Below are 22,192 nucleotides of genomic sequence, written 5' to 3' on the forward strand. Positions count from 1 at the left end.
GTCCACGGCGGTCTCGGGCTCTGCCCCGGGGCCGCCGTTTCGTGTGAACGGGCTCCGACCGTCGTTGACGGGACGCGGCCCGCAGGCCGGACCGTGAACCGGGTGAACCGACGCGTCAGCCGAGCTTCCACTGACCGGTCTGCGGGGCGAAGCCGCTGTCGAGGCCGAACTGGGCCTTGTCGAGCTTGGCGTCCTTCGGGACCTCGAAGGTCACGAAGCCGAGGGCGCTCTCGCCGGGGGCGATGTTGGCGGGGACCTGGAAGCTCGGGCCGGCCTTGGTGTCCGCGATCGTGGTGCCGAAGGCCTGGCCCTGGGTGTCGACCACCTTGGCGCTGTTGCCCGGGACGTCGCTGTAGGCCTTCTTGCCGCTCGCCTTGATCCGGAACTGGACCGCGACGAAGCGGTTGCCCTCGGCCGGGTGGGTGAACTCGTCCCCGCCCTCGGCGTTGTCGACCACCTTCACCACCGTCACGTCGGCGGTGTCGGCCGGATCGTTGCCCTTCAGCGCGATGGTGTCGCCGACCTTGGCGGCGGCCTTGCCGGTGTCGGCGGGCTTGTCCTCGGCCGGCTTGCCGTCGGCGGGCTTGGCGGCCTCGGAGCCGGTGGCGGCCGCGGTCTGCTTCGGCTCCGTCGAGACGGACGGGCCGCTGGTGGAGCTGCACGCCGTCGCGCTCAGGGTGACCAGCGCGGCGCCCAGCAGCAGGGCGGTGCGGCGGGTGGCGCTGCGACGGGCGGTGGTGCGGCGGACGGCGGTACGGCGGGCGTTCGCGGACATGGGTGTCTCCCGGCGGATCGGTGGTCTTCCCCTGCGTCGCCTCCGTTCGGCGGCGACGGGGAGATCACACCATCGGGACGTGAACCGCGTCAACAGGATTTCACAAAACATCTCAATTCACATGTGAACTCCGGTGGCGAGGAGCGTCGCTATGCTGTGTGGTCACAGCCCCCGCCCCTGCTGTGCGGTCGCAGCCCCACCGAAGGAGCCCCCGTGCCGGACCGTTCCGAAGTGACCGCCGCCGAGATCGCTCGGCTGGCCGGCGTCGGCCGGGCCGCGGTCAGCAACTGGCGCCGCCGCCACCCCGACTTCCCGCGCCCGGTCGGCGGCACCGACGCCAGCCCGGCCTTCGCGCTCCCGGAGGTCGAGTCCTGGCTGCGCGCCCAGGGCAAGATCGCCGAACTTCCGCTGCTGGAGCGGGTCTGGCAGCTCGTCGACACCCTCCGCGACCCGGCCGGCCACCCCGCCGCCCCGCTGGTCGAGGCGGGCGCCCTGCTCCTGCTGCTGCACCGCGAGCCCGGGCATTGGACCGAACTCGCCGACCGGCCGGACACCCGGCTCGCCGTCGCACTGCCCAGAGCCGTCACCGGCACCGCCGTGCACGCCTTCGGCCCGGACGGCGCCCGCACCCTCGGCCTCCCGGGCCTGCTCGGCAGCACCCAGCTGGACCTCGCCCGGTTGCTCGCCGAACTCGCCGCCCGGAGCGGTCCGGTCGGCGCGTACGAGCAACTGCTCAGCCGGTACGCCGAGGCCAACACCCGGCAGCTCAGCCCCACCCCGCCGGAGGCCGCCGAACTGCTCGCCGCCGTCGCCGGCGTTCCCGCCACCGTGCTCGACCCGGCCGTCGGCCTCGGCGCCGTCCTGCTCGCCCACCCGCCGACCACCGGCCGCTACGGCCAGGACGCCGACCCGGTGACCGCCGCCCTCGCCCGGCTCCGGCTCGCCCTGCACACCCCCGCCGACGAGCCCGGCCCGCTCCCGCTCGACCTGCGGGCCGGCGACGCCCTGCGCGCCGACGGCTTCCCCGGCGACACCTTCGAGGCCGTGCTCTGCCAGCCCCCGTACAACGAACGCGACTGGGGCCACGACGAGCTGCAGTTCGACACCCGCTGGCCCGGCGGGCTCGTCCCGCCGCGCGGCGAGTCCGAACTCGCCTGGGTGCTGCACTGCCTCGCGCACACCCGCCCCGGCGGCCTCGCCGCGCTGCTGCTCCCGCCGACCGTCGCCGCCCGCCGGGCCGGCCGCCGCATCCGGGCCGAACTGCTGCGCTCCGGCGCGCTGCGGGCCGTCATCGCGCTGCCGGCCGGCGCCGCCCCGCCGTACGGCGTCCCGCTGCACCTGTGGGTGCTGCGCGCGCCCCGGCCGGGGGACGACTTCCGCCAGGTGCTGCTGCTCGACGCGGGGGCGGCGCCCTCCGGTCCGGCCGGGGCCGCCGGGGCGCCGACCGCCGAGGGCGGACGGGACAAGGTCGACTGGACCGAGCTGCGGCGCACCGTCCTGGAGGCCTGGCGCGGCTTCGACCTCGCCGCGCGCGAGGGCCTGCCGGTCCCCGACGACCGCCCCGGCGTCCACCGGGCGATGGCCGCCATCGACCTGCTGGACGACGAGACCGACCTCTCGCCGGCCCGGCACGTGCCGCCCGCGGCCCCGCTCGGTGGCGCGGCCGAACTCGGCCACCTCGGCGGGCGGCTGGCCGAGCTGCTGGCCGGCCTGCCCGACCCGGCCACCCTGCTGCCGCAGCCGGCGGCCGCGCCCGGCGGGGCGTCTGGCGGGGCCGGCGGCGGAGCGTCCGGGGGGTCCGGGGCAGCTCCGGTCGGGACGGTCACCATCGGCGAGCTGGTCCGCGGCGGCGTGCTGGAGGTGTTCTCCTCCGGCACCGGTGCCGCCACCCGCCCGACCGGGACGGGTCCGGGCGGCACCCCCGTCGTCACCGACCAGGACCTCGCCACCGGCGCCGTGCCCAGCGCCGTCCTGGCCGACTGCCCCGGCCCGGCCGGCGACGTCCGCACCCGCCCCGGCGACGTCCTGGTCCCCGCCCTCGGCGGCGGCACCGCCCGGGTCGTTCCCGCCGACGGGCCGCTGGTCGGCGTCGCACTCGGCCGCCAGCTCCACCTCCTGCGGCCCGACCCGGCCGCCCTCGACGCCGAGTTCCTGGCCGGCCAGTTCCGTTCCACCGCCGGCACCCGGCGCGCCGCCAGCCACGCCACCACCACCGCCCGTCTCGACATCCGCCGGGTCGAGCTCCCCCGCCTCCCGCTCCCCGCCCAGCGGCGCCTCGGCGCCGCCTTCGCCCGCCTCGCCGCCTTCGACACCGCCCTGGCCCAAGCCGCCGCCCTCGGCCGCAGCCTCACCCAGGCGGCGACCGATGCCCTGGCGACCGGCACGCTGGTGCCGCCGGCCTGAGGGCCGCCGTGGAGGTGACTCGGACTCAGAGCCGGTGCCCGCCGCTGTCGCTGCGGTCGGACGGAAGGGCCTCCGGGGCGGGCGGGTTGGGCGGTACGGTGTGGCGGAACCGTTCGCACCGCCCTCGGTGACGGTCCTCACCAGCTCAGGAGTGCGCATGTCAGGGCAGTACCCCGGGCAGTTCGGGCCGCCGCCCGGCGGCACGCCGTACGGGCCGGGGCACCCGCCGGGTACCCTGCCGGGGGCGCGGCCCGGGGCGGCGGCGGTGGGCGGGCAGGCCGCGATTCCCGGGCGGTTCGGGGTGACCGCGCGGGTGCTGTGCACGGCGGCCCCGCTGCTCACCTTCGGTCTGCTCGGGGCCGTCCCCTCACTGCTGCTGGCGGTCCGGCGCCGGCGGGCGTACGACATCGCCGGTGCGGTGGTGTTCTGCGCGCTGCTGCTCGCCATGATCGTCTCCGCCGGGGTCGCGGGCACTCTGAAGAACCCGACCGCCGACACCACCGGTTCGGTCACACTGGCCGTGCTCTGGCTCCTGCCGCCCGCGCACTTCCTGCTGATGGACAGCCGTGCGGTCTGGCTGGCCGGGCCGCCGGCGCCGTCGGCCGCGCCACGGGCCGTCCCGCCGTACGCGGCACCGAACGTGCCGCCGTACGCGGCGACCGTGCCCGGCTACGGGGCACCCTCCCCCACCGCCCCCACGGCGCCGACCGCGCCCGTAGCCCCGCTCCCCGCGACACCGCCCCCCGCGCCCCCGCCCCACGAGACCGACCACGACCTGCGCGAACTGGGCGAGTTGCTGCGCCGCCAGGCCCGCGAGGACCGCCCGTGACCGCCGCCCGGCTGATCGCGGGCCGTTACCGGCTCACCGAGAAGATCGGCCACGGCGGCATGGGCCAGGTCTGGGCCGGGCAGGACGAGCGGCTGCACCGCCCGGTCGCGGTCAAGCTGCTCCGCCCCGAGCACCTGCTCCCCGGAGGGAGCGGCTCCGGCGGCGAACGGGCGCGCCACGGCGACGAGTTGCGCCGACGCTTCCTGCGCGAGTGCCGGGTCACGGCCGCGCTCGACCACCCCGGGCTGGTCACCGTCTTCGACGCGGGCGAGGACGAGGGCGAGCTCTACCTCGTCATGCAGCGCGTCTCCGGGGTCAGCCTGGCCGATCTCATCGCCGAGGACGCGCCCTTCCCGATCGAGCGCGCGGCGGCCGTCGCCGCGCAGCTGTGCACCGCGCTGGCCGCCGTCCACGCCATCCCGGTGGTCCACCGCGACCTCAAGCCGAGCAACGTCATGGTCCGCGAGGACGGCCGCACCGTCCTGCTCGACCTCGGCATCGCCACCGCCCTGGACACCGAGACCACCCGGCTCACCCTCACCGGCGTGCCGGTCGGCAGCCCCTCATACATGGCGCCCGAACAGGCCCTCGCCGCCACCACCGACCCGCGCAGCGACCTCTACGCGCTCGGCTGCCTGCTGCACGAGATGCTCGCCGGTGAGGAGCCCTTCCGGGCCCCCACCGCGCTCGGCGTCCTGCGCCGCCACGTCGACGAACCGCCCGTCCCGCTGCGGGAGTTGCGCCCCGAGGTGCCGCAGCCGCTGGAGCGGCTGGTGCTCGACCTGCTCGCCAAGCAGCCCGCCGACCGCCCCGCCGACGCCCGGGCCGTGTACGCGCGGCTGCTCCCGCTGCTGCCCCCGGCCGAGGCGGCCCCGCAGCCCCGCTACACCCCGCTGCCGGACCCGGCCCGCCCCTTCCGCTACCCGTACCAGCCGCAGCCGCCGGTCGCGGCGGCCGTACCGGCACCGCCGGTCCGCTCCGAGCCGCGGCCCTTCCTGATGCCGCCCGCCCCGCCGACACCCCCGCCCGTCCCGGCCGGCCCGGACCTCGGCGCCGAGTGCGCCCGGCTCTCCGACCTGGTCGACGCCGGCCGCCACGCCGAGGTGCTCGGCCTCGCCGCCCGGCTGCTGCCCCGGGCCGAGGCCGAACTCGGCGACGCCGCACCCCTGGTGCGCACCATCCGCACCATCTACGCCCGCACCCTGCTGCACGAGGGCCACCCTCAGCAGGCCCTCCCCGAGTACCGCCGCCTCGCCGCGACCGCCGACGGCGGCCCGCACGGCCCCCAGGGCCTGGACCACCGCTACCGCGCCGCCCTCTGCCTCGACCGGCTCGGCCACGGCGCCGAGGCCCTCGCCGAGTACCAGGCGCTCCTCTCCGCCCACACCGCCCGACTGGAGGCCGGCCTCGACACCGACCCCGAACGCGGCTACGACCTGCGCGAACGCATCGGCCTCCAGCTCGCCGCCACCGGCGACGCCCACAACGCCTGGCAGTGGCTGCTCCCGCTGCTCCTCGACCGCGAACGCCGAGACGGCCCCCACCACCCCGCCGTCCGCCGCCTCCGCCAGTCCCTCGCCAGCCTCACCCCCGCCGCCACCCCGTGGCCCCCGGCCCCGCGCTGACCCCCCCGCCGGACACCGTCCGGTACCTCCGCACCACCGGAGGGCGGCAGAGTAGGTTCGGGGTGTGACGACGAATGCTGTGCCGACGAACGCCCCGGGCGCGAAGCTGATCCTGCTGACCACCACCCACCGGGTGGCTCCCGGCCTGCTGGCGTGGCCGGCGTGGGAGGCGTTGCGGTCGGCGGGGCGGGTGCTGGTGGGGGACGAGGGGCATCCGCAGGTGGCGGCGGTGCGCCAGGCCGGGGTGGCGGTGGAGGTCGTGCCGCCCGGGTCGGCGCCCGCGCTGGCGCGGCTGCTGACCGGGCAGCCGGCCGGGGCCGGGCCGACGGTGTGGCTGGGGAGCCCGGACGGGGACCCGGGGCTGACGGACGCGCTGGCGCGGCTCGCGGTGGAGCACGCCGGGGAGGTGCCGGAGATCGAGGTGCTGCCCGGCTCGTACGACCTGCCGGGGTCGCGGCTGCTGGACCTGGTGACGGTGATGGACCGGCTGCGCTCCCCGGGCGGCTGCCCCTGGGACGCCGAGCAGACGCACGAGAGCCTGGTGAAGTACCTGGTCGAGGAGGCGTACGAGCTGGTCGAGGCGATCGAGGAGGGGGACCGCGGGACGCTGCGCGAGGAGCTGGGCGACGTCCTGCTGCAGGTGTTCTTCCACTCCCGGATCGCCGAGGAGCACCCGACCGAGCCGTTCACCGTCGACGACGTGGCCGGGGACATCGTCGAGAAGCTGATGTACCGGCACCCGCACGTGTTCGGGGACGCCGAGGCCGGCGGCGCCGCCGAGGTGGAGGCGAACTGGGAGCAGCTGAAGGCGGCCGAGAAGGCGGACCGCGAGTCGGTGCTGGACGGCGTGCCGGCCGGACTGCCCGCGCTGGCGTACGCGGCGAAGCTGGTGTCCCGGGTGCGCCGGGCGGGCTTCACCGGGGTGCCGGACGAGCCGTACGAGCTGCCGGCCGAGCTGACCGCCGACTCGGCGGGCCGGCTGCTGCTCGCGGTGGCGCAGCGGGCGCACGACGCCGGGGTGGACGTGGACGCGGCGCTGCGGTCGGCCGCGCGCGGTTACCGGGACGCGGTGCGCGCGGCCGAGGGCCTCGGGCCGGCCGGGGAGCCGGGCGGGGAGTAGCGGTTCAGGCCGCCGTGGCGGCGGGCTCGGGGCGCCGCTGCGGCGGGACGAGCTCGCCGATGGCCTCGCCGACGAGGACGACCAGTTCGGCGAGCCGCTCCAGGTCGAGGTGGGCGGGCAGTTCGGCCAGCGAGATGATCCGCTCCCCGCCCGGGCCGGCCACGGCGAACAGGTCGATCGGTCCGAGGTGCTTCTCGGCGGTGTCCACGAGGGCGGCGACGTCGCTGGGGCGGCGGATGTCGCCGCAGACGCCGACGACGGGGCAGCCCGGCCGGTCGAGTTCGGCCGCGAGGTCCTCGGCGATGCCGACGTGCTGGTCGGCGATCAGCATGCCGACGGTGCCGGCCGCGGCGAACCGGCGGGCGAGGCCCGCGCCCGACCCGCCGTCGAGGACCGCGACGACGACGACTGACCCGCTGACCCGCATGGCCTGCTCCTCCCTGTGGGCGACACCGCACCGGCGCCCACGCGTACTGCGGAGGATCGTAGGCACGTCCCGACCCCCCGCAACAGGGATTACCCCTCAGGTGACCAGACTCACGCCCGCCCCGCGGCCAAGAGTCGGCCAAGAGCTGTCCACGGACCGGCCACGGACCGTCCGGGCACCGGCAACGCGGCGGCAACCGACCGGCTACGGACCGTCCGGGCACCGGCAACGCGGCGGTCACCGACCGGCCACCGGCCGTCGGGCGCGCCGGAGGCGGTCCGGAGGAGGGAGGGCGGTCCCGTCGCACCGGATACGGTCGGTCCATGCCAGCTCAGCCCCACCCCGCCCGGCCCGCCGCCGCGCCGTCCGACGCCCCCGCCCCGCAGCTGTTCACCTGGGAGTTCGCCGCCGACCCGTACCCCGCCTACGCCTGGCTGCGCGAGCACGCCCCGGTGCACCGCACCACGCTGCCGAGCGGCGTCGAGGCCTGGCTGGTGACCCGGTACGCGGACGCCCGGCAGGCGCTCGCGGACGGCCGGCTGTCGAAGAACCCGGCGCACCACAGCGAGCAGGCGCACCGCACCGGCCGGGTGGGCATCCCCGGGGAGCGGCAGGCGGACCTGATGACCCACCTGCTGAACATCGACCCGCCGGACCACACCCGGCTGCGCCGGCTGGTGTCGAAGGCGTTCACCCCGCGCCGGGTGGCCGAGTTCGAGCCGCGGGTGCAGCAGCTCACCGACCGGCTGATCGACGGCTTCGCGCAGCGCGGTTCGGCGGACCTGATCCACGAGTTCGCCTTCCCGCTCCCCATCTACGCGATCTGCGACATGCTCGGGGTGCCGTCCGAGGACCAGGACGACTTCCGCGACTGGGCCGGCATGATGATCCGGCACGGGGGCGGCCAACGCGGCGGCGTGGGGCGGGCGGTGAAGCGGATGCGGGCGTACCTGCTGGAGCTGATCCACCGCAAGCGGGCGGACCTCGGGGACGACCTGATCTCCGGTCTGATCCGGGCCGGTGACCACGGCGAGCACCTGACCGAGAACGAGGCCGCGGCGATGGCCTTCATCCTGCTGTTCGCGGGCTTCGAGACCACCGTGAACCTGATCGGCAACGGTACGTACGCGCTGCTGCGCAACCCGGAGCAGCGCCGGCTGCTGCAGGAGTCGGTGGCGCGCGGGGAGAGCGCGCTGCTGGAGACCGGGATCGAGGAACTCCTGCGCTACGACGGACCGGTGGAGCTGGCGACCTGGCGGTTCGCGACCCGCCCGCTGGCCATCGGCGGGGTGGACATCCCGGTCGGCGACCCGGTGCTGGTGGTGCTGGCGGCGGCGGACCGCGACCCGGCCCGGTTCGCGGCCGAGAACACCCTGGACCTGGCCCGGACGGACAACCCCCACCTGGGCTTCGGGCACGGCATCCACTACTGCATCGGCGCCCCGCTCGCCCGGCTGGAGGGGCGTGCCGCGCTGGCCACGCTGCTCTCCCGGCTGCCGGACCTGCGGCTCGCGGGAAGCCCGGAGGACCTGCGCTGGCGCGGCGGCCTGATCATGCGTGGGCTGCGCGAACTGCCGGTGGAATTCAGCCCGGAGAGCCGCTCCCCGCACACCCCTCCGCAGGCCACGTCCGGGCCCGCGACAGGCTGAGACCGCGCTGGCGGAGGTCGCCGAACGCTCGCCGACGGGGGTGTGAACACCCATCAATCCGGACATAACGCCGCCGTTGGTAGGCGATCGGATACGGGCCGTAATTGTCGTGTGATATCTGCGATATGAGCTTGTGATTGGTCTGATGATCTGTCTACTCTCCCTGGAGTTCGCAGCTGCGGACCTCGTGCGCGGAACGCCGAATCCTGCCCGCCGCGCCACGGGAAACCGACCAGACCCTGGGCAGGGGCGGGGGAACCAGGTTTGTTGCCGTCTCCCACGGCTTGGGGTGAAGCCGCCCGAGCGGGATCGTTCCCGCGTACGGCGGCCGGGCCACCTCCCGGTCCGAACCCGACAGCTCACCTCGCAGGCGTGCGGAGAGGGACCTCTTCATGCTGTTCGTTGGAACTGGCCGCCACCGTCGTCGCACCCAGACCGAGAAGGCCATCGCCGTCGCCGGTGTGGCCGGCGTCGGACTCGCGATGCCGCTCCTCACCGCCACCGGCGCCTCCGCCGCCCCGGCCTCCACCTGGGACTCCGTCGCCCAGTGCGAGAGCGGCGGCAACTGGAGCATCAACACCGGCAACGGCTTCTACGGCGGCCTCCAGTTCACCTCCAGCACCTGGAAGGCGTACGGCGGCACCGCCTACGCGGCGCAGGCCAACCAGGCCAGCAAGGCCCAGCAGATCTCGGTCGCCGAGAAGGTCCTGGCCTCGCAGGGCCCGGGCGCCTGGCCGGTCTGCTCCCAGAAGGCCGGTCTGACCAAGGGCGGCGCCCCGGCCGTGGTCGACACCGCCTCGGACGCCAAGCCGCAGTCCGCCGCCAAGCAGCAGGCCCCGAAGCAGCAGGCCCCGAAGCCCGCCGCCAAGCCGGCCGAGAAGCCGGTCGCGCAGAAGCCGGTGCAGAAGCCCGCCGCGCAGCCGGTCCAGCAGGCCGCCCCGCAGCAGCAGGCGCAGGCTCCGGGCTTCTCCGGCCACGCCGGCTGGGACGCCGACGCCAAGGTGTACTGGTACCAGAACAACGGCGCCTGGTACTGGACCAGCCACCAGAGCGTCTACCAGCAGTACGCCGGCCAGGCCGCCGCCCAGCCGCAGTACGCCCCGCAGGCCGCCCAGTCGGCCCCGCAGGCCACCGGCCACGACTACACCGTGCGCGCCGGTGACACCCTGTCGACCATCGCCGCCGCCCAGGGCGTGTCCGGCGGCTGGCACGCGCTGTACGAGCAGAACCACGCCACCGTCGGCGGCGACCCGAACCTGATCATGCCCGGCCAGGTGCTGCACCTCGGCTGAGCCGTCGGGCCCGGTGACGACGCCCGTCGGCGCCCGACGCCGACACCGTTCCACCCCGCCGTCCGAAGGGGACCGGTCCTACCGGTCCCCTTCGTCCGTATTCGCCCGCTCCGGTGGGACAAGCTGGGACAAGCAGGTGAACTACCGGTGCGTAGCGGGGCCACACGCTGAGACGGGACCGAGGCGGACGTGGCCCCGGGAGCCCGGGCGGTTAGGCTCTGGTCGTAACGACTCCGCAATCGTCCTGCTGACAGCACCACCGTCAGACCGGACCCTGCTTCCGCAAGGAGATGCCTCGTGCCGTCCATCGATGTCGTCGTAGCCCGTGAGATCCTCGACTCCCGCGGCAACCCCACGGTCGAGGTCGAGGTCGGCCTCGACGACGGCAGCACGGGTCGTGCCGCTGTCCCGTCGGGTGCCTCCACCGGTGCCTTCGAGGCCCTGGAGCTGCGCGACGGCGACAAGAACCGCTACTTCGGCAAGGGCGTCGAGAAGGCCGTCCTGGCCGTCATCGAGCAGATCGGCCCGGAGCTGGTCGGCTACGACGCCACCGAGCAGCGCCTGATCGACCAGGCCATGCTGGACCTGGACGCCACCCCGGACAAGTCCTCGCTCGGCGCCAACGCCATCCTGGGCGTCTCGCTGGCCGTCGCGCACGCCGCCTCCGAGGCCAGCGACCTGCCGCTGTTCCGCTACCTGGGCGGCCCGAACGCGCACGTCCTGCCGGTCCCGATGATGAACATCCTCAACGGCGGCTCGCACGCGGACTCCAACGTCGACATCCAGGAGTTCATGATCGCCCCGATCGGTGCGGAGTCCTTCTCCGAGGCCGTCCGCTGGGGCGTCGAGGTCTACCACACGCTCAAGGGCGTGCTGAAGGAGCGCGGCCTGTCCACCGGCCTGGGCGACGAGGGCGGCTTCGCCCCGAACCTGGACTCCAACCGCGAGGCCCTGGACCTCATCGTCGAGGCCATCCAGAAGGCCGGCTACGTGCCCGGCCGTGACGTCGCGCTGGCCCTGGACGTCGCCTCCTCCGAGTTCTACGAGGACGGCGCCTACCAGTTCGAGGGCAAGGAGCTCACCTCCGCCGAGCTCATCGAGTACTACGCCGAGCTGGTCGCCGCGTACCCGCTGGTCTCCATCGAGGACCCGCTGGACGAGTCGGACTGGGACGGCTGGAAGGCCATGACCGACAAGCTGGGCGACAAGGTCCAGCTGGTCGGCGACGACCTGTTCGTCACCAACCCGGCCCGCCTGGCCCGCGGCATCGAGACCGGCACCGCCAACGCGCTGCTGGTGAAGGTGAACCAGATCGGCTCGCTGACCGAGACCCTGGACGCCGTCGAGCTGGCCCAGCGCAACGGCTACCGCTGCATGATGTCGCACCGCTCCGGCGAGACCGAGGACGTCACCATCGCCGACCTGGCCGTCGCCACCAACTGCGGCCAGATCAAGACCGGTGCCCCGGCCCGCTCCGAGCGCGTCGCCAAGTACAACCAGCTGCTGCGCATCGAGGAGATCCTCGACGACGCCGCCGAGTACGCCGGCCGCGGCGCCTTCCCGCGCTTCAAGCACGAGGGCTGACGCGCACGGCCCGCACGAGGGCCGGGCGCTCCCGGTAGCGCACGCCTGACCGGTGCCCCGCCGTTCACCCCGTAGGGTGGACGGCGGGGCACCGTCGCGACCAGGAGGGGATACGGGAGATGGCTGGCTGGAGGATCCCGGGCTTTTCCGCCCGGCCCCGGTTCACGAGCCGGGCGACCGTCCTCGTCCTGGTGCTCTGCTCACTGGTGGCGATCCTCGCCTACCCGACGCGGCAGTTCATCTCGCAGCGCGCCGAGATCTCCGCCCAGCGGGCGAAGGCCGACCACGCGCGCCAGCAGGTCGAGCAACTGCGCCGGGAGAAGGCCCGCTGGCAGGACCCGGAGTACGTCAAGGCGCAGGCCCGCGCCCGGCTGCACTACGCGGTGCCGGGGGAGACCCCGTACATCGCGGTGGACCCGGCCGGCCAGGGCGCCCGACCCTCCGCGCCCGCCGCGCCCGCCTCCTCCGGCGGTACGGCGCAGGCCGCCAAGCCCTGGTACGCCAGCATCTGGGACTCGGTGGACGCCGCCGACACCGCCGCGGCGGCCCCCGCCACCCCCCTTCCCCTCCCACCGTCCCCCGTTGGAGACACCTCCCCCCATGACCACTGAGAACCACCCCACCGTCTCCGACGCCGACGTCGCGGCCATCGCCGCCCAGCTCGGCCGGGTGCCGCGCGGCCTGCGCGGCGTGGCGCACCGCTGCCCCTGCGGCAACCCGGACGTCGTGGAGACGGCGCCCCGGCTGCCGGACGGCACGCCGTTCCCCACGCTCTACTACCTGACCTGCCCCAAGGCCGCCTCGCTGATCGGCACCCTGGAGGCGGAGGGCGTGATGAAGGACCAGAGCGCCCGGCTCGCCGAGGACCCGGAGCTGGCCGCCGCCTACCGGAGGGCGCACGAGGACTACATCGCCCGGCGCGACGCGATCGAGGTGCTGGAGGGCTTCCCGAGCGCCGGCGGCATGCCGGACCGGGTGAAGTGCCTGCACGTGCTGGTCGGCCACTCGCTGGCGGCCGGCGAGGGCGTCAACCCGCTCGGCGACGAGGCGATCGGCATGCTGGAGGACTGGTGGGCCAAGGGCCCGTGCGTCTCCCCGGCCGAGGTCGAGGCCGCCGGTGAGCGGGTCGCCCGCAACCGCGCCAAGGAGCAGGACCACGAGGCCGTGATCGCGGCCAAGGAGCAGAAGACCGCCGAGCGCGCCGCGAGGAAGCGGGCCGCCGAGGAGGCCGCGGCGGAGCAGGAGTCCGAGTGAGCACGACCCGCGTGGCCGCGATCGACTGCGGCACCAACTCGATCCGCCTGCTGGTCGCCGACCTCGACCCGGAGACCGGCGCGATCACCGACCTGGACCGCCGGATGATCGTCAACCGGCTGGGCCAGGGCGTGGACCGGACCGGTCGGCTGCACCCGGACGCGCTGGCCCGCACCTTCGCGGCCTGCCGGGAGTACCAGGAGATCATCTCCGGCTTCGGCGTCGGCCCCGAGCGGGTCCGCTTCGTCGCCACCAGCGCCTCCCGGGACGCCGAGAACAGCGACGAGTACGTCAAGGGCGTGCGCGACATCCTGGGCGTCGAGCCCGAGGTGGTGAGCGGCGAGGAGGAGGCGCACCTGTCCTTCGTGGGTGCCACCAAGGAGCTGACCGGTGGTCAGTTCCCCGGCCCGTACCTGGTGTTCGACCTGGGCGGCGGCTCCACCGAGTTCGTGCTCGGGACGGACGACGTGCAGGCGGCGCGCTCGGTGGACATCGGCTGCGTGCGGCTCACCGAGCGGTACTTCGGCGACGCCGAGCTGCCCTCCGAGGAGCAGGTCGCGGCCGCCCGGGCGCACGTCCGCGCCGAGCTGGACCGGGCCGAGGAGGTGGTCCCGCTGACCGGCGCGGCCACTCTGGTGGGCCTGGCCGGGACGGTCACCACGGTGTCCGCGATCGCCCAGGACCTGCCCGGCTACGACTCCGAGGCGATCCACCACTCGCGGATCGGCCGGGAGCGGGTCGCCGAGATCACCCGGCGGCTGCTGGCCGCCACCCACGCCGAGCGGGCGGCCATCCCGTCGATGCACCCGGGCCGGGTGGACGTGATCGCGGCCGGGGCGCTGGAGCTGCTGGAGATCATGGAGCGCACCGGCGCCGCCGAGGTGGTCGTCAGCGAGCACGACATCCTCGACGGCATCGCCTGGGGTATTGCCCGCTGACCCCGTGCGGGACTTACCCGAACCGGCCCCGGCACCCCTTTCGGGGGGTCGGGGCCGGGGCGCGCCCGGCCCGGCCGGAAAAGTTCGTGAATTTCTTCACATGGCGATCCGGCCATTCGCCGCACCGGCTCGCCCGCTACGTCCGAAATGTGGGACCGAAGGCCCGTCGGCGGGATGGCCCACGGGATCGCAGGTCAGGCCTCGGTTGGGGTTTGAAAATCGAAATCACGCGCGGGAACCCGGGCCCTGTGCGGATCGTTGCTGCTCAGGCCGGTGGTGCTCCGGCGCGCGTCCGCGCGGGGCCGCCCAGGGGTGGGGGCCGCCGTGCCGGGCCCGTTTTTGCGGCCGCGCAGTGTAGCACGGGGGGTCCGTCAACTTGTGACCGGGCTCACGGAGGCTGCTCCGGACGGTGCTGGATACTTTCGGATATGAGCACCACGGAGCGTCCTCGCATCCTCATTGTCGGCGGTGGTTACGTCGGCCTGTATGCCGCGATGCGCATCCTCAAGAAGATGCGTTACGGCGAAGCGACCGTCACGGTCGTGGACCCGCGGTCGTACATGACGTACCTGCCCTTCCTCCCCGAGGCGGCCGGCGGCAACGTCGCGCCCCGCAACCTCGTCGCGCCGCTGCGCAGCGCCCTCAAGCAGGCGGAGGTGCTGACCGGGTCCGTCACCGGCATCGACCACGCCCGCAAGGTCGCCACCATCCAGCCGGCGGCCGGCGACAGCTACGAGCTGCCCTTCGAGTACCTGGTCGTCGCGACCGGCTCGGTCTCCCGCACCTTCCCGATCCCGGGTCTGGCGGAGAACGGCATCGGCATGAAGACGGTCGAGGAGGCCATCGGCCTCCGCAACCACGTCATGGCCCAGCTCGACAAGGCCGAGTCCACCACGGACCCGGAGGTCCGCCGCAAGGCGCTGACCTTCGTCGTGATCGGTGGCGGCTTCGCCGGCATCGAGACGGTCGCCGAGATCGAGGACATGGCCCGCGACGCGGCCAAGCTGTACAAGACCGTCAGCCGTGACGACATGCGCTTCGTCGTGGTCGAGGCGGCCAACCGCATCCTCCCCGAGATGGGCCCGGACCTCGGTCTGTGGACCAAGGAGAAGCTCGAGGAGCGCAACATCGAGGTCTACATCGAGACCTCCATGGACTCCTGCGTCGACGGCCACGTCATGCTGAAGAACGGCATGGAGATGGACGCCTCCACCATCGTGTGGACGGCCGGCGTGAAGCCGAACCCGGTGCTGTCCGAGTTCGGCCTGCCGCTGGGCCCGCGCGGCCACGTCGACACCGCGCCGACCCTCCAGGTCCAGGGCTTCGACTACGTCTGGGCCGCCGGCGACAACGCCCAGGTGCCGGACCTCGCCGCGGGCGAGGGCGCCTGGTGCCCGCCGAACGCGCAGCACGCCTGCCGCCAGGCCGTCGTCCTCGGCGACAACGTGATCTCCGGCATGCGCGGCTTCCCGCAGAAGGAGTACAAGCACAAGAACCTGGGTGCGGTCGCCGGTCTCGGCCTGCACAAGGGCGTGGCGATCCTCTTCGGCAAGTACAAGCTGAAGGGCCGTCCGGCCTGGTGGTTCCACCGCCTGTACCACGGTGCGATGGTGCCGACCTTCAACCGCAAGGTCCGCGTCTTCACCGACTGGACGCTCGCGATGTTCCTCAAGCGCGAGATGGTCGGCCTCTCCCAGATGGAGCGGCCGCAGCTGCCGATCCAGGAGGTCACTCCGCCCACCAAGCCCGTCGAGGCCGCCAAGCCGGCCGCCGACAAGGAACTCGCGAGCAAGTAAGCGACTGAGACCCCGGTGTGGGAGCACCGGGGTATGAGTCGGAGGCCCTCCGCCCGGCAGCGTTGCCGGACCACGACCTCCGTGGTGCTCAGCCGGCCGTGCGACCGGGCGGAGTACAGAAGTAGAAGGTCCCCTGCCGAAACCCTCCGGCAGGGGACCTTTCGCGTCGCGGGACCGGTCAGTCGGTCTTGATGCTCGACAGGATGTCCAGCTTGGACGCCCGGCGGGCCGGCCAGATCGCGGCCACCAGGCCGACCACCCCGGCCAGCGCCAGGAACAGCGCCAGCTGGCCGTACGGCAGGACCGTGGTCAGCCCGGAGAGGCTGGACTTCAGGGTGCCGTTGATCGCCCAGGCGATGAAGCAGCCGAGCAGCAGGCCGATGCCGGCGCCGAACAGCGAGATCACCACGGACTCCAGACGGACCATCCGCTTGATGCCCGAGCGGTCCAGGCCGATCGCCCGCAGCATCCCGATCTCGCGCTTGCGCTCGAAGACCGACATCGCCAGCGTGTTGACCACGCCCAGGATCGCGATCAGGACCGCCATCCCCAGCAGGCCGTACATCAGGTTCAGCGCGAAGGTGATGGTCTGGCTGAACTCGTCCCGGACGTCCTGCTTGGACTTCACGTCGATCACCGGGTTGGCGCCGGTGGCGTCCTTGAGCGACTGCTTGAGGCCGTCGGTGGCGCCGTCCCGGCCCTTGACCAGGACGTCGGAGATGTACGGCTTCGGCTCGTGCTTGGCGATCTCGCTGTTGGCCAGCATGACCGGGCCGAGCATGCCGCCCGACTTGTAGACGCCGCCGACGGTGAGCCGGCCGGTGGTCTCGTCCGGGAAGGCCACGTCCAGCACCGAGCCGGTGGTGGCGTTCAGCTTCTTGGCGGCGTCCTCGTCGAGCAGCAGCTGGCCCTTGCCGAAGCCGGCCGTCGAACCGCTGGTCAGCTCGACGTCGGCGAGCTGGTCCAGGACGGCCGCGTCCAGGCCGTTGACCGTCTTGGTGGTGCCGTTGAGCTCCCAGTACGCGGTCGTCATCGCGGAGGAGGCGGCGACCCCGGGGGCCTTGGCGATCTGGGCGGGCACCTGCTCGGACAGGCTCATGCCGTTGGCGGCCCCGATGATGAAGTCGGCCTTCATCGAGCTGGTGACGGCCCGGTCGACGGTGTCGTTGACCGAGGCGCCGATCACCGTGAGGCCGGTGACCAGGGTCAGACCGATGGTCAGCGCGGCGGCGGTGGCCGCGGTGCGGCGCGGGTTGCGCACCGCGTTCTGCTGGGCGAGCTTGCCCGGGGTGCCGCCGAGGCCGCGCAGCAGCGGGCCGACCAGCGCGACCACCGGACGGGAGAGCAGCGGCAGCAGGACGAACACGCCGATCAGGGCCAGGAAGGCGCCCAGGCCGACCGGCAGCCGGCCGTCGGAGTTGCCCAGCGAGGCGCCGTAGCCGATCAGCGCGAGGCCGCCGCCGGCGAGCACCGAGCCGATCGTGTTGCGGACCACCAGGCTCTTCTGGGAGACCGGCTGGTCGCCGCTGCTCATCGCGGCCACCGGGGCGATCCGGGAGGCGCGCATGGCGGGCAGCAGGGCCGACATGACCGTCACCACGACGCCGACCACGACCGTCACCACCACGGTGAGCGGCTTGATCACCAGCGAGCCGTTCGGCATGTTCTCGTTCAGCGAGCCGATCAGCGACTGCATCCCGGCGCCGATCCCGATGCCGGCGAGCAGGCCGGCCACGGCGGAGACGGTGCCGATCAGCAGGGCCTCGATCAGCACGGACCGGGTGACCTGCTTGCGGCTGGCGCCGATGGCGCGCAGCAGGGCCAGCTCCTTGGTGCGCTGGGCGACCAGCATGGTGAAGGTGTTGGCGATGATGAAGATGCCGACGAAGAGCGAGATGAAGGCGAAGACCAGGAGCATCGTGCGCATGCTGCTGGTGCCCTGGGTGATCAGCTCCTGCTCGTCGGCCTTGAGCTTGGCGCCGGTCTCGACGTCGAACTGGTGGCCGGACGGCACCTTGGGCTGGACCTCGGCGAGCAGCGCGTCCTGGCTGGTGCCGGCCTTGGCGGTGAGCACGATGCTGCTGAAGCGGCCCGGCTCCAGCAGGGTCTGCTGGGCGGTGGCCTTGTCGAACAGGGTGAGCGTGCCGCCGGTGTTCACGACCGGGTCGTCGGTGGTGAAGACGCCGGTGAGCTTCGCCTCGACGACCGGACCGTTGGCGGCGACCCGGACGGTGTCGCCGACCTTGTAGCCGCCCTTGTCGGCGGTCTTGCGGTCGAGCGCGACCTCCTTGGCGGCCTTCGGGCCCTGGCCCTCGACCATCGGGTAGCGCGGGTCCTTGCCGTCCTGGCCCGGCGCGAAGTTGGCGCCCTTGGCGGCCCAGACCTGGCCGATCAGGTCACCCTTCTTGTCGGCGACGCCGGTGAAGCCACTGACCACGCCGCGGGCGCCGGCGGTGCCGGGCAGGGCGGCCAGCTGCTGGACGGTGGCGTCGGTGAGGGTGGCCGAGCCGCCCTCGCTCTTCTGCCGGGCGGAGGCGGTGGAGCCGGCCGCGCGGTCCACCACCTGGACCGAGACGTCGGAGTAGCTCTTGGAGTTGCTGTCCCGCATGGCCTTGCCGAAGGTGTCGGAGAAGACCATGGTGCCGGCCACGAAGGCGGTGCCGAGCATGACGGCCAGCGCCGTCATCAGCAGTCGGCCCTTGTGGGCCAGCACGTTGCGCAGTGCGGTGCGATACATGGGGTGTCCTGGGAAGGGGGTCGGTGAGCGGGCTACGGCTGCGGCGGGGTCAGCTGGTGCGGCCCTTGGCGTCGAAGCGGCGCATGCGGTCCAGGACGGTGTCGGCGGTGGGGTTGTGGAGTTCGTCGACGATGCGGCCGTCGGCGAGGAAGACGACGCGGTCGGCGTAGGAGGCGGCGACCGGGTCGTGGGTGACCATGACGACGGTCTGGCCGAGTTCGCGCACGGAGTTGCGCAGGAAGGAGAGGATCTCGGCGCCGGAGCGGGAGTCGAGGTTCCCGGTGGGCTCGTCGGCGAAGATGATGTCGGGCTTGCCGGCCAGGGCGCGGGCGCAGGCGACGCGCTGCTGCTGGCCGCCGGAGAGCTGGGAGGGACGGTGGCTGAGGCGGCCGGAGAGGCCGACGGTGTCGACGACGCGGTCCAGCCAGGGCTTGTCGACCTTGCGGCCGGCGATGTCCATCGGGAGCGTGATGTTCTCCAGGGCCGTCAGGGTGGGGAGCAGGTTGAAGGCCTGGAAGATGAAGCCGATGTGGTCGCGGCGCAGCTGGGTGAGCTGCTTGTCCTTGAGGCCGACGAGTTCGGTGTCGCCGATGGTGGAGGAGCCGGAGGTGACGGTGTCGAGGCCGGCCATGCAGTGCATCAGGGTGGACTTGCCGGAGCCGGAGGGGCCCATGATGGCGGTGAACTCGCCCTGGGGGAAGACCACGCTGACGTTGTCGAGGGCGACGACGCGGGTCTCCCCCTCCCCGTAGACCTTGTTCAGGCCGGTGGCTCGGGCGGCCGCCAGGCCGGTGCGGACGGCGGTTGCGGTCGACGTGGTCACGGGGGGCTCCTTGTGCTCGCGGACTTGTACCTCCATGTTCCGCGACGTGATCATGGTCCTGCGTCGCTCCGCCGGACGGTTGGGCCTACCACCGCTGGGCGTACGGCAGGGGTGGCCCCCTCCTCCTGCGGTATGACGTGAACCCTGAGGCGGCCGGATGGCCGGAACGGATATCCTTCGTGGCCGAATCCCGGACAGTTCGTCAGATGGCAAGGAAACATGACAACTTCCGGGGCTGGGAACATGCGAAAGGGTGATCCGGGCGACTAGGCTCAGGGTGGTCTCGCAGACGCCCGGATGGTGGAACGCAGACACGGGCAGCTTAAAACTGCTTGGCCGCGAGGCCGTGCCGGTTCGAGTCCGGCTCCGGGCACCGATTCACCCGGCGGGGGCGCCGACGGCGTCCCCGCCGGACGTTGTTCACCGGATCCTCCTCGCGGCGTATCCCGGAATTTTTGCCAAGCCATTACCCTTGTGCAATGGGCGGTGCAGTGCCGCCACGGAGGGAATGAGCACATGAGAAGCAGCAACCCGGTCTTCTCGCGGGAGGGGTCCTTCACCCGCGACACCGGCTACGCGGGATTCGGTACCACCGCGCAGGCCGGGAGCCCGTACGGCAACAACCCCTACGCGGGGACGCCCTACGCCCAGCAGCCGGGCCAGGCCCCGATGACCGACGAGCAGCTCTACGAGCTGTACAACGGCCCGTCGGCCGGTCCGGCCGCCACCGGGCGGATGACGCTGGACGACGTGGTCGCCCGCACCGCCATGACGCTGCTGACCCTCGTCGTCGCCGGCGCGGTGGCCTGGTTCGCGCTGCCGTTCGAGAACTTCGGCTTCGCCATCGCCGCGAGCCTGGTGGCCATGGTCGTCGGCCTGGTGGTCTCCTTCAAGCGCAGCGTCAGCCCGCCGCTGATCCTGACCTACGCGGCCCTCCAGGGCTTCGCGATGGGCGCCGTCTCGCACGCCTTCAACACCATGCTGAACGGCATCGTGATCCAGGCCGTGCTGGGCACCGCGGCGGTCTTCGCGGCGATGCTGTTCGCCTACAAGAGCGGCCGGATCCGGGTCACCGCGCGCTACCAGCGGATCGGCATCGCGATCGCCATGGGCTTCGTGCTGCTGATGCTGGTCAACGTGGTCGCCTCGGCCTTCGGTGCCGACATGGGGCTGCGCTCCGGCCCGCTGGGCATCGTGGTCGGCCTGGTCGGCATCGGCCTGGGCGCCTTCTTCCTGTCGCTGGACTTCGCGGAGATCGAGACGGCCATCGCCCAGGGCGCCCCGCAGCGGGAGTCGTGGCGGGCCGCCTTCGGGCTGACCCTGTCGCTGGTCTGGATCTACATGGAGATGCTGCGCCTGATCGCGATCCTGCGCGGCGACGACTGACGGTCCCTCCCGCCGTGAACCACTGCCGCCGGGCCCCGGAGCACTCGCTCCGGGGCCCGGCGGCTTTCTCGCCTAGGCTCGCTGTCATGCATGACGTAGAGCCCCTGGTCGAAGCCGTCGAGAAACTGGCGGATCGTTTCCGCTCGCTGCCGCAGAGCAAGCTGCTGGGCGCCGTGCCCGGGTACCCCTCGCGGGCGGCGGCCGCTCTGGGACTGGCCCGGTGGCTGGCCCGGGCGGCGCTGGCGGCCGAGGGCGGCCCGCGGCGGGAGCTCCCGGACGCCGGGGCCTTCGCGGTGGGGGACCAGCTGGCCGTCGCCGGGCACGACCTGGCGGCCGCGCTCGCGGCGCTGCCGGAGGGTGCGGAGGTGGCGCTGCCGGACGGCCCGGTGGCGGCGGCCGAGGTGCTCGCCGCGGCGGTGGCCGCGGTGCGGGAGACGGCGGCGCTCTGCGGCTGATCGCGTACGGGCGCGCGGCGGACGGGGCCGGACAGGCGGAAGGCCGGCCCGGGTCGTAACCCCCTGACCCGGGCCGGCCTCCGGCGCGCCGTGAGCCGCGCGCCGCTGAGCCGGTGTCAGATGCTGGCGACCACCCGGTCGGCCAGCACGTACACGGCCTCCTCGTCGGTGGAGAAGGTCAGCGAGTACGAGCCGGAGAAGCGCGAGCCGCCGAGCAGCCGGACGTGCTCACCGGCGCGGACCGCGTCGATCAGCCGGTAGGCGGCCTCCCGGTCGCCCGGGGCCACGCAGAGCGTGGTGCCGTCGGCGAAGGCGTACACGTCCAGGGTGCCCAGCGGGCCCGGCCGGACGTCGACCAGGGCGACGGCCTCCTCGGCGAGGGCGGCCAGCCGGGTGTCGGTCCACTCCCGGGACGGCGCCTGGCTGGGCACGAAGTCGGGGTGCGAGGGGTGGCGGCGCGGGTCGGGCGCGGCGACCGCGGTCTCCTCGACGGCCGGGTCGGTGTCCAGCAGCCCGGCCTCCAGGCCGGTGGCCAGCAGGTCGGCCTCGCGGCGGGCCCGGGCCTCCTTGGTCTCGCCGACCGGGTGGCCCGGGCGCAGCGGCACGCCGCCGTCGGTGCCGGGCTCGGCCGGGGCGTAGCCGCCCTCGCCGATCAGGTCCTCCAGCGCGGAGCGCAGCGCCTCGCCGAACTCCGGGTCCATCGTCCCGGCGTTGTCGACGGCGTCCTGCGGGCCGGTGGGGCGGGGGAAGAAGAGCGGCCACTCGTCGGTGCCGGAGAACGCACCGGAGAACGGCGAGTCGAACAGCGGCGCGTCCTCGGCCGCGCGGGCCTCCTGCTCGGCCCAGAACGCCCGGGCCTCGGTGATCTCCCGCTCGCGGTCGGCGGCGAGCGCCTCGGCGACGGCCCGGCGTATCGCGGCCTCGTCCACCGGTGCGGGCGCGGCCGGGGCCGCGGCCCGCGCGTCCAGTCGGCGGGAGAGTCCGCGGAGGTGGAGCAGCACGGCGGTCGACACGGTGATCAGGATCAGCAGCAGGATGGTGTAGACGGCGCTCACGGAACGTACTCCTAGCGAGGAGCGGAACGGGGTTACGTCTCCAC

Annotated in this window: 17 protein-coding genes, 1 tRNA gene, 1 pseudogene and 1 riboswitch; of the genes and pseudogenes, 14 read left to right on the forward strand and 5 right to left on the reverse strand. The window is 73.6% G+C overall.

Going from position 1 to position 22,192, the window contains the following annotated elements; translation table 11 throughout:
• Positions 1-115 precede the first annotated feature (115 nt).
• Positions 116-775, reverse strand: a complete 660-nt coding sequence (locus ACIQI7_RS25880; protein ID WP_401113820.1) for a DUF4352 domain-containing protein — start codon at positions 773-775, stop codon at positions 116-118.
• Between the two features lie 213 nt (positions 776-988).
• On the opposite strand from ACIQI7_RS25880, the gene ACIQI7_RS25885 reads away from it, so the two are divergent.
• The 4 genes from ACIQI7_RS25885 (at position 989) to ACIQI7_RS25900 (ending at position 6,752) form a co-directional block, all read left to right on the forward strand.
• Positions 989-3,178 carry an N-6 DNA methylase gene (locus ACIQI7_RS25885; protein ID WP_401113823.1) on the forward strand — a complete coding sequence of 730 codons (2,190 nt, stop codon included), beginning with the start codon at positions 989-991 and terminating at the stop codon, positions 3,176-3,178.
• A gap of 157 nt (positions 3,179-3,335) precedes the next feature.
• Complete coding sequence (locus ACIQI7_RS25890; protein WP_401113826.1) at positions 3,336-4,007, forward strand: hypothetical protein; 672 nt, start codon at positions 3,336-3,338, stop codon at positions 4,005-4,007.
• On the forward strand, positions 4,004-5,632 hold the full coding sequence (locus ACIQI7_RS25895; RefSeq protein WP_401113829.1) for a protein kinase: 1,629 nt from the start codon (positions 4,004-4,006) through the stop codon (positions 5,630-5,632). The genes ACIQI7_RS25890 and ACIQI7_RS25895 overlap by 4 nt, the downstream gene beginning before the upstream one ends.
• A gap of 64 nt (positions 5,633-5,696) precedes the next feature.
• Positions 5,697-6,752, forward strand: a complete 1,056-nt coding sequence (locus tag ACIQI7_RS25900; RefSeq protein WP_401113832.1) for a MazG family protein — start codon at positions 5,697-5,699, stop codon at positions 6,750-6,752.
• Between the two features lie 4 nt (positions 6,753-6,756).
• Here ACIQI7_RS25900 and ACIQI7_RS25905 read toward each other — a convergent pair whose 3' ends face one another.
• On the reverse strand, positions 6,757-7,179 hold the full coding sequence (locus ACIQI7_RS25905) for an SDR family NAD(P)-dependent oxidoreductase (protein WP_387749591.1): 423 nt from the start codon (positions 7,177-7,179) through the stop codon (positions 6,757-6,759).
• A gap of 323 nt (positions 7,180-7,502) precedes the next feature.
• Here ACIQI7_RS25905 and ACIQI7_RS25910 point away from each other — a divergent pair, with 323 nt between their 5' ends.
• From ACIQI7_RS25910 to ACIQI7_RS25940, 7 genes and pseudogenes are all read left to right on the forward strand, one after another.
• Positions 7,503-8,828 carry a cytochrome P450 gene (locus tag ACIQI7_RS25910; RefSeq protein ID WP_401113836.1) on the forward strand — a complete coding sequence of 442 codons (1,326 nt, stop codon included), beginning with the start codon at positions 7,503-7,505 and terminating at the stop codon, positions 8,826-8,828.
• 220 nt (positions 8,829-9,048) lie between these two features.
• Positions 9,049-9,215: riboswitch (cyclic di-AMP (ydaO/yuaA leader) on the forward strand.
• A gap of 5 nt (positions 9,216-9,220) precedes the next feature.
• Positions 9,221-10,120 carry a transglycosylase family protein gene (locus tag ACIQI7_RS25915; RefSeq protein ID WP_401113839.1) on the forward strand — a complete coding sequence of 300 codons (900 nt, stop codon included), beginning with the start codon at positions 9,221-9,223 and terminating at the stop codon, positions 10,118-10,120.
• A gap of 297 nt (positions 10,121-10,417) precedes the next feature.
• The gene (eno, locus tag ACIQI7_RS25920; RefSeq protein ID WP_387749599.1) at positions 10,418-11,704 is read left to right on the forward strand and encodes a phosphopyruvate hydratase; all 1,287 of its coding nucleotides are present in this window, start codon (positions 10,418-10,420) and stop codon (positions 11,702-11,704) included.
• A 119-nt stretch (positions 11,705-11,823) separates the two neighbouring features.
• Positions 11,824-12,315, forward strand: coding sequence for a septum formation initiator family protein (locus ACIQI7_RS25925; RefSeq protein ID WP_401113843.1), 492 nt, complete (start codon positions 11,824-11,826; stop codon positions 12,313-12,315).
• Positions 12,287-12,826, forward strand: a pseudogene (locus tag ACIQI7_RS25930) (DUF501 domain-containing protein); the annotation flags it as partial. The gene ACIQI7_RS25925 and the pseudogene ACIQI7_RS25930, both read left to right, overlap by 29 nt.
• Positions 12,827-12,954: 128 nt before the next feature.
• Complete coding sequence (locus ACIQI7_RS25935) at positions 12,955-13,896, forward strand: exopolyphosphatase (RefSeq protein ID WP_401113846.1); 942 nt, start codon at positions 12,955-12,957, stop codon at positions 13,894-13,896.
• 428 nt (positions 13,897-14,324) lie between these two features.
• On the forward strand, positions 14,325-15,692 hold the full coding sequence (locus ACIQI7_RS25940) for an NAD(P)/FAD-dependent oxidoreductase (protein ID WP_387749608.1): 1,368 nt from the start codon (positions 14,325-14,327) through the stop codon (positions 15,690-15,692).
• Between the two features lie 178 nt (positions 15,693-15,870).
• Here ACIQI7_RS25940 and ACIQI7_RS25945 read toward each other — a convergent pair whose 3' ends face one another.
• The gene (locus ACIQI7_RS25945) at positions 15,871-18,429 is read right to left on the reverse strand and encodes an ABC transporter permease (protein WP_401113850.1); all 2,559 of its coding nucleotides are present in this window, start codon (positions 18,427-18,429) and stop codon (positions 15,871-15,873) included.
• A gap of 49 nt (positions 18,430-18,478) precedes the next feature.
• Complete coding sequence (locus ACIQI7_RS25950) at positions 18,479-19,288, reverse strand: ABC transporter ATP-binding protein (RefSeq protein WP_401114110.1); 810 nt, start codon at positions 19,286-19,288, stop codon at positions 18,479-18,481.
• 255 nt (positions 19,289-19,543) lie between these two features.
• Here ACIQI7_RS25950 and ACIQI7_RS25955 point away from each other — a divergent pair.
• The 3 genes from ACIQI7_RS25955 to ACIQI7_RS25965 all read left to right on the forward strand — a co-directional run bounded on the left by ACIQI7_RS25955 (position 19,544) and on the right by ACIQI7_RS25965 (position 21,093).
• Positions 19,544-19,625 (forward strand) — tRNA-Leu (locus ACIQI7_RS25955).
• A gap of 143 nt (positions 19,626-19,768) precedes the next feature.
• Positions 19,769-20,638: a Bax inhibitor-1/YccA family protein gene (locus ACIQI7_RS25960; protein ID WP_387749616.1), complete on the forward strand. Its 870-nt coding sequence runs from the start codon at positions 19,769-19,771 to the stop codon at positions 20,636-20,638.
• Positions 20,639-20,724: 86 nt separating this feature from the next.
• Positions 20,725-21,093, forward strand: coding sequence for a hypothetical protein (locus ACIQI7_RS25965; protein WP_401113854.1), 369 nt, complete (start codon positions 20,725-20,727; stop codon positions 21,091-21,093).
• Between the two features lie 116 nt (positions 21,094-21,209).
• On the opposite strand, the gene ACIQI7_RS25970 is transcribed toward ACIQI7_RS25965, so the two are convergent.
• Positions 21,210-22,148: a hypothetical protein gene (locus ACIQI7_RS25970; protein ID WP_401113856.1), complete on the reverse strand. Its 939-nt coding sequence runs from the start codon at positions 22,146-22,148 to the stop codon at positions 21,210-21,212.
• Positions 22,149-22,192: the final 44 nt, after the last annotated feature.

The organism is Kitasatospora sp. NPDC092039 (genome assembly GCF_044756065.1).
Lineage (GTDB): Bacteria > Actinomycetota > Actinomycetes > Streptomycetales > Streptomycetaceae > Kitasatospora.

Excerpts from the sequence above, each read along its gene's own strand:
- ACIQI7_RS25880 (WP_401113820.1), bottom strand. The coding sequence starts at position 775 with ATGTCCGCGAACGCCCGCCGTACCGCCGTCCGCCGCACCACCGCCCGT.
- ACIQI7_RS25890 (WP_401113826.1), top strand. The coding sequence starts at position 3,336 with ATGTCAGGGCAGTACCCCGGGCAGTTCGGGCCGCCGCCCGGCGGCACG.
- ACIQI7_RS25905 (WP_387749591.1), bottom strand. The coding sequence starts at position 7,179 with ATGCGGGTCAGCGGGTCAGTCGTCGTCGTCGCGGTCCTCGACGGCGGG.
- ACIQI7_RS25910 (WP_401113836.1), top strand. The coding sequence starts at position 7,503 with ATGCCAGCTCAGCCCCACCCCGCCCGGCCCGCCGCCGCGCCGTCCGAC.
- ACIQI7_RS25915 (WP_401113839.1), top strand. The coding sequence starts at position 9,221 with ATGCTGTTCGTTGGAACTGGCCGCCACCGTCGTCGCACCCAGACCGAG.
- ACIQI7_RS25925 (WP_401113843.1), top strand. The coding sequence starts at position 11,824 with ATGGCTGGCTGGAGGATCCCGGGCTTTTCCGCCCGGCCCCGGTTCACG.
- ACIQI7_RS25940 (WP_387749608.1), top strand. The coding sequence starts at position 14,325 with ATGAGCACCACGGAGCGTCCTCGCATCCTCATTGTCGGCGGTGGTTAC.
- ACIQI7_RS25945 (WP_401113850.1), bottom strand. The coding sequence starts at position 18,429 with ATGTATCGCACCGCACTGCGCAACGTGCTGGCCCACAAGGGCCGACTG.
- ACIQI7_RS25950 (WP_401114110.1), bottom strand. The coding sequence starts at position 19,288 with ATGGAGGTACAAGTCCGCGAGCACAAGGAGCCCCCCGTGACCACGTCG.
- ACIQI7_RS25960 (WP_387749616.1), top strand. The coding sequence starts at position 19,769 with ATGAGAAGCAGCAACCCGGTCTTCTCGCGGGAGGGGTCCTTCACCCGC.
- ACIQI7_RS25965 (WP_401113854.1), top strand. The coding sequence starts at position 20,725 with ATGCATGACGTAGAGCCCCTGGTCGAAGCCGTCGAGAAACTGGCGGAT.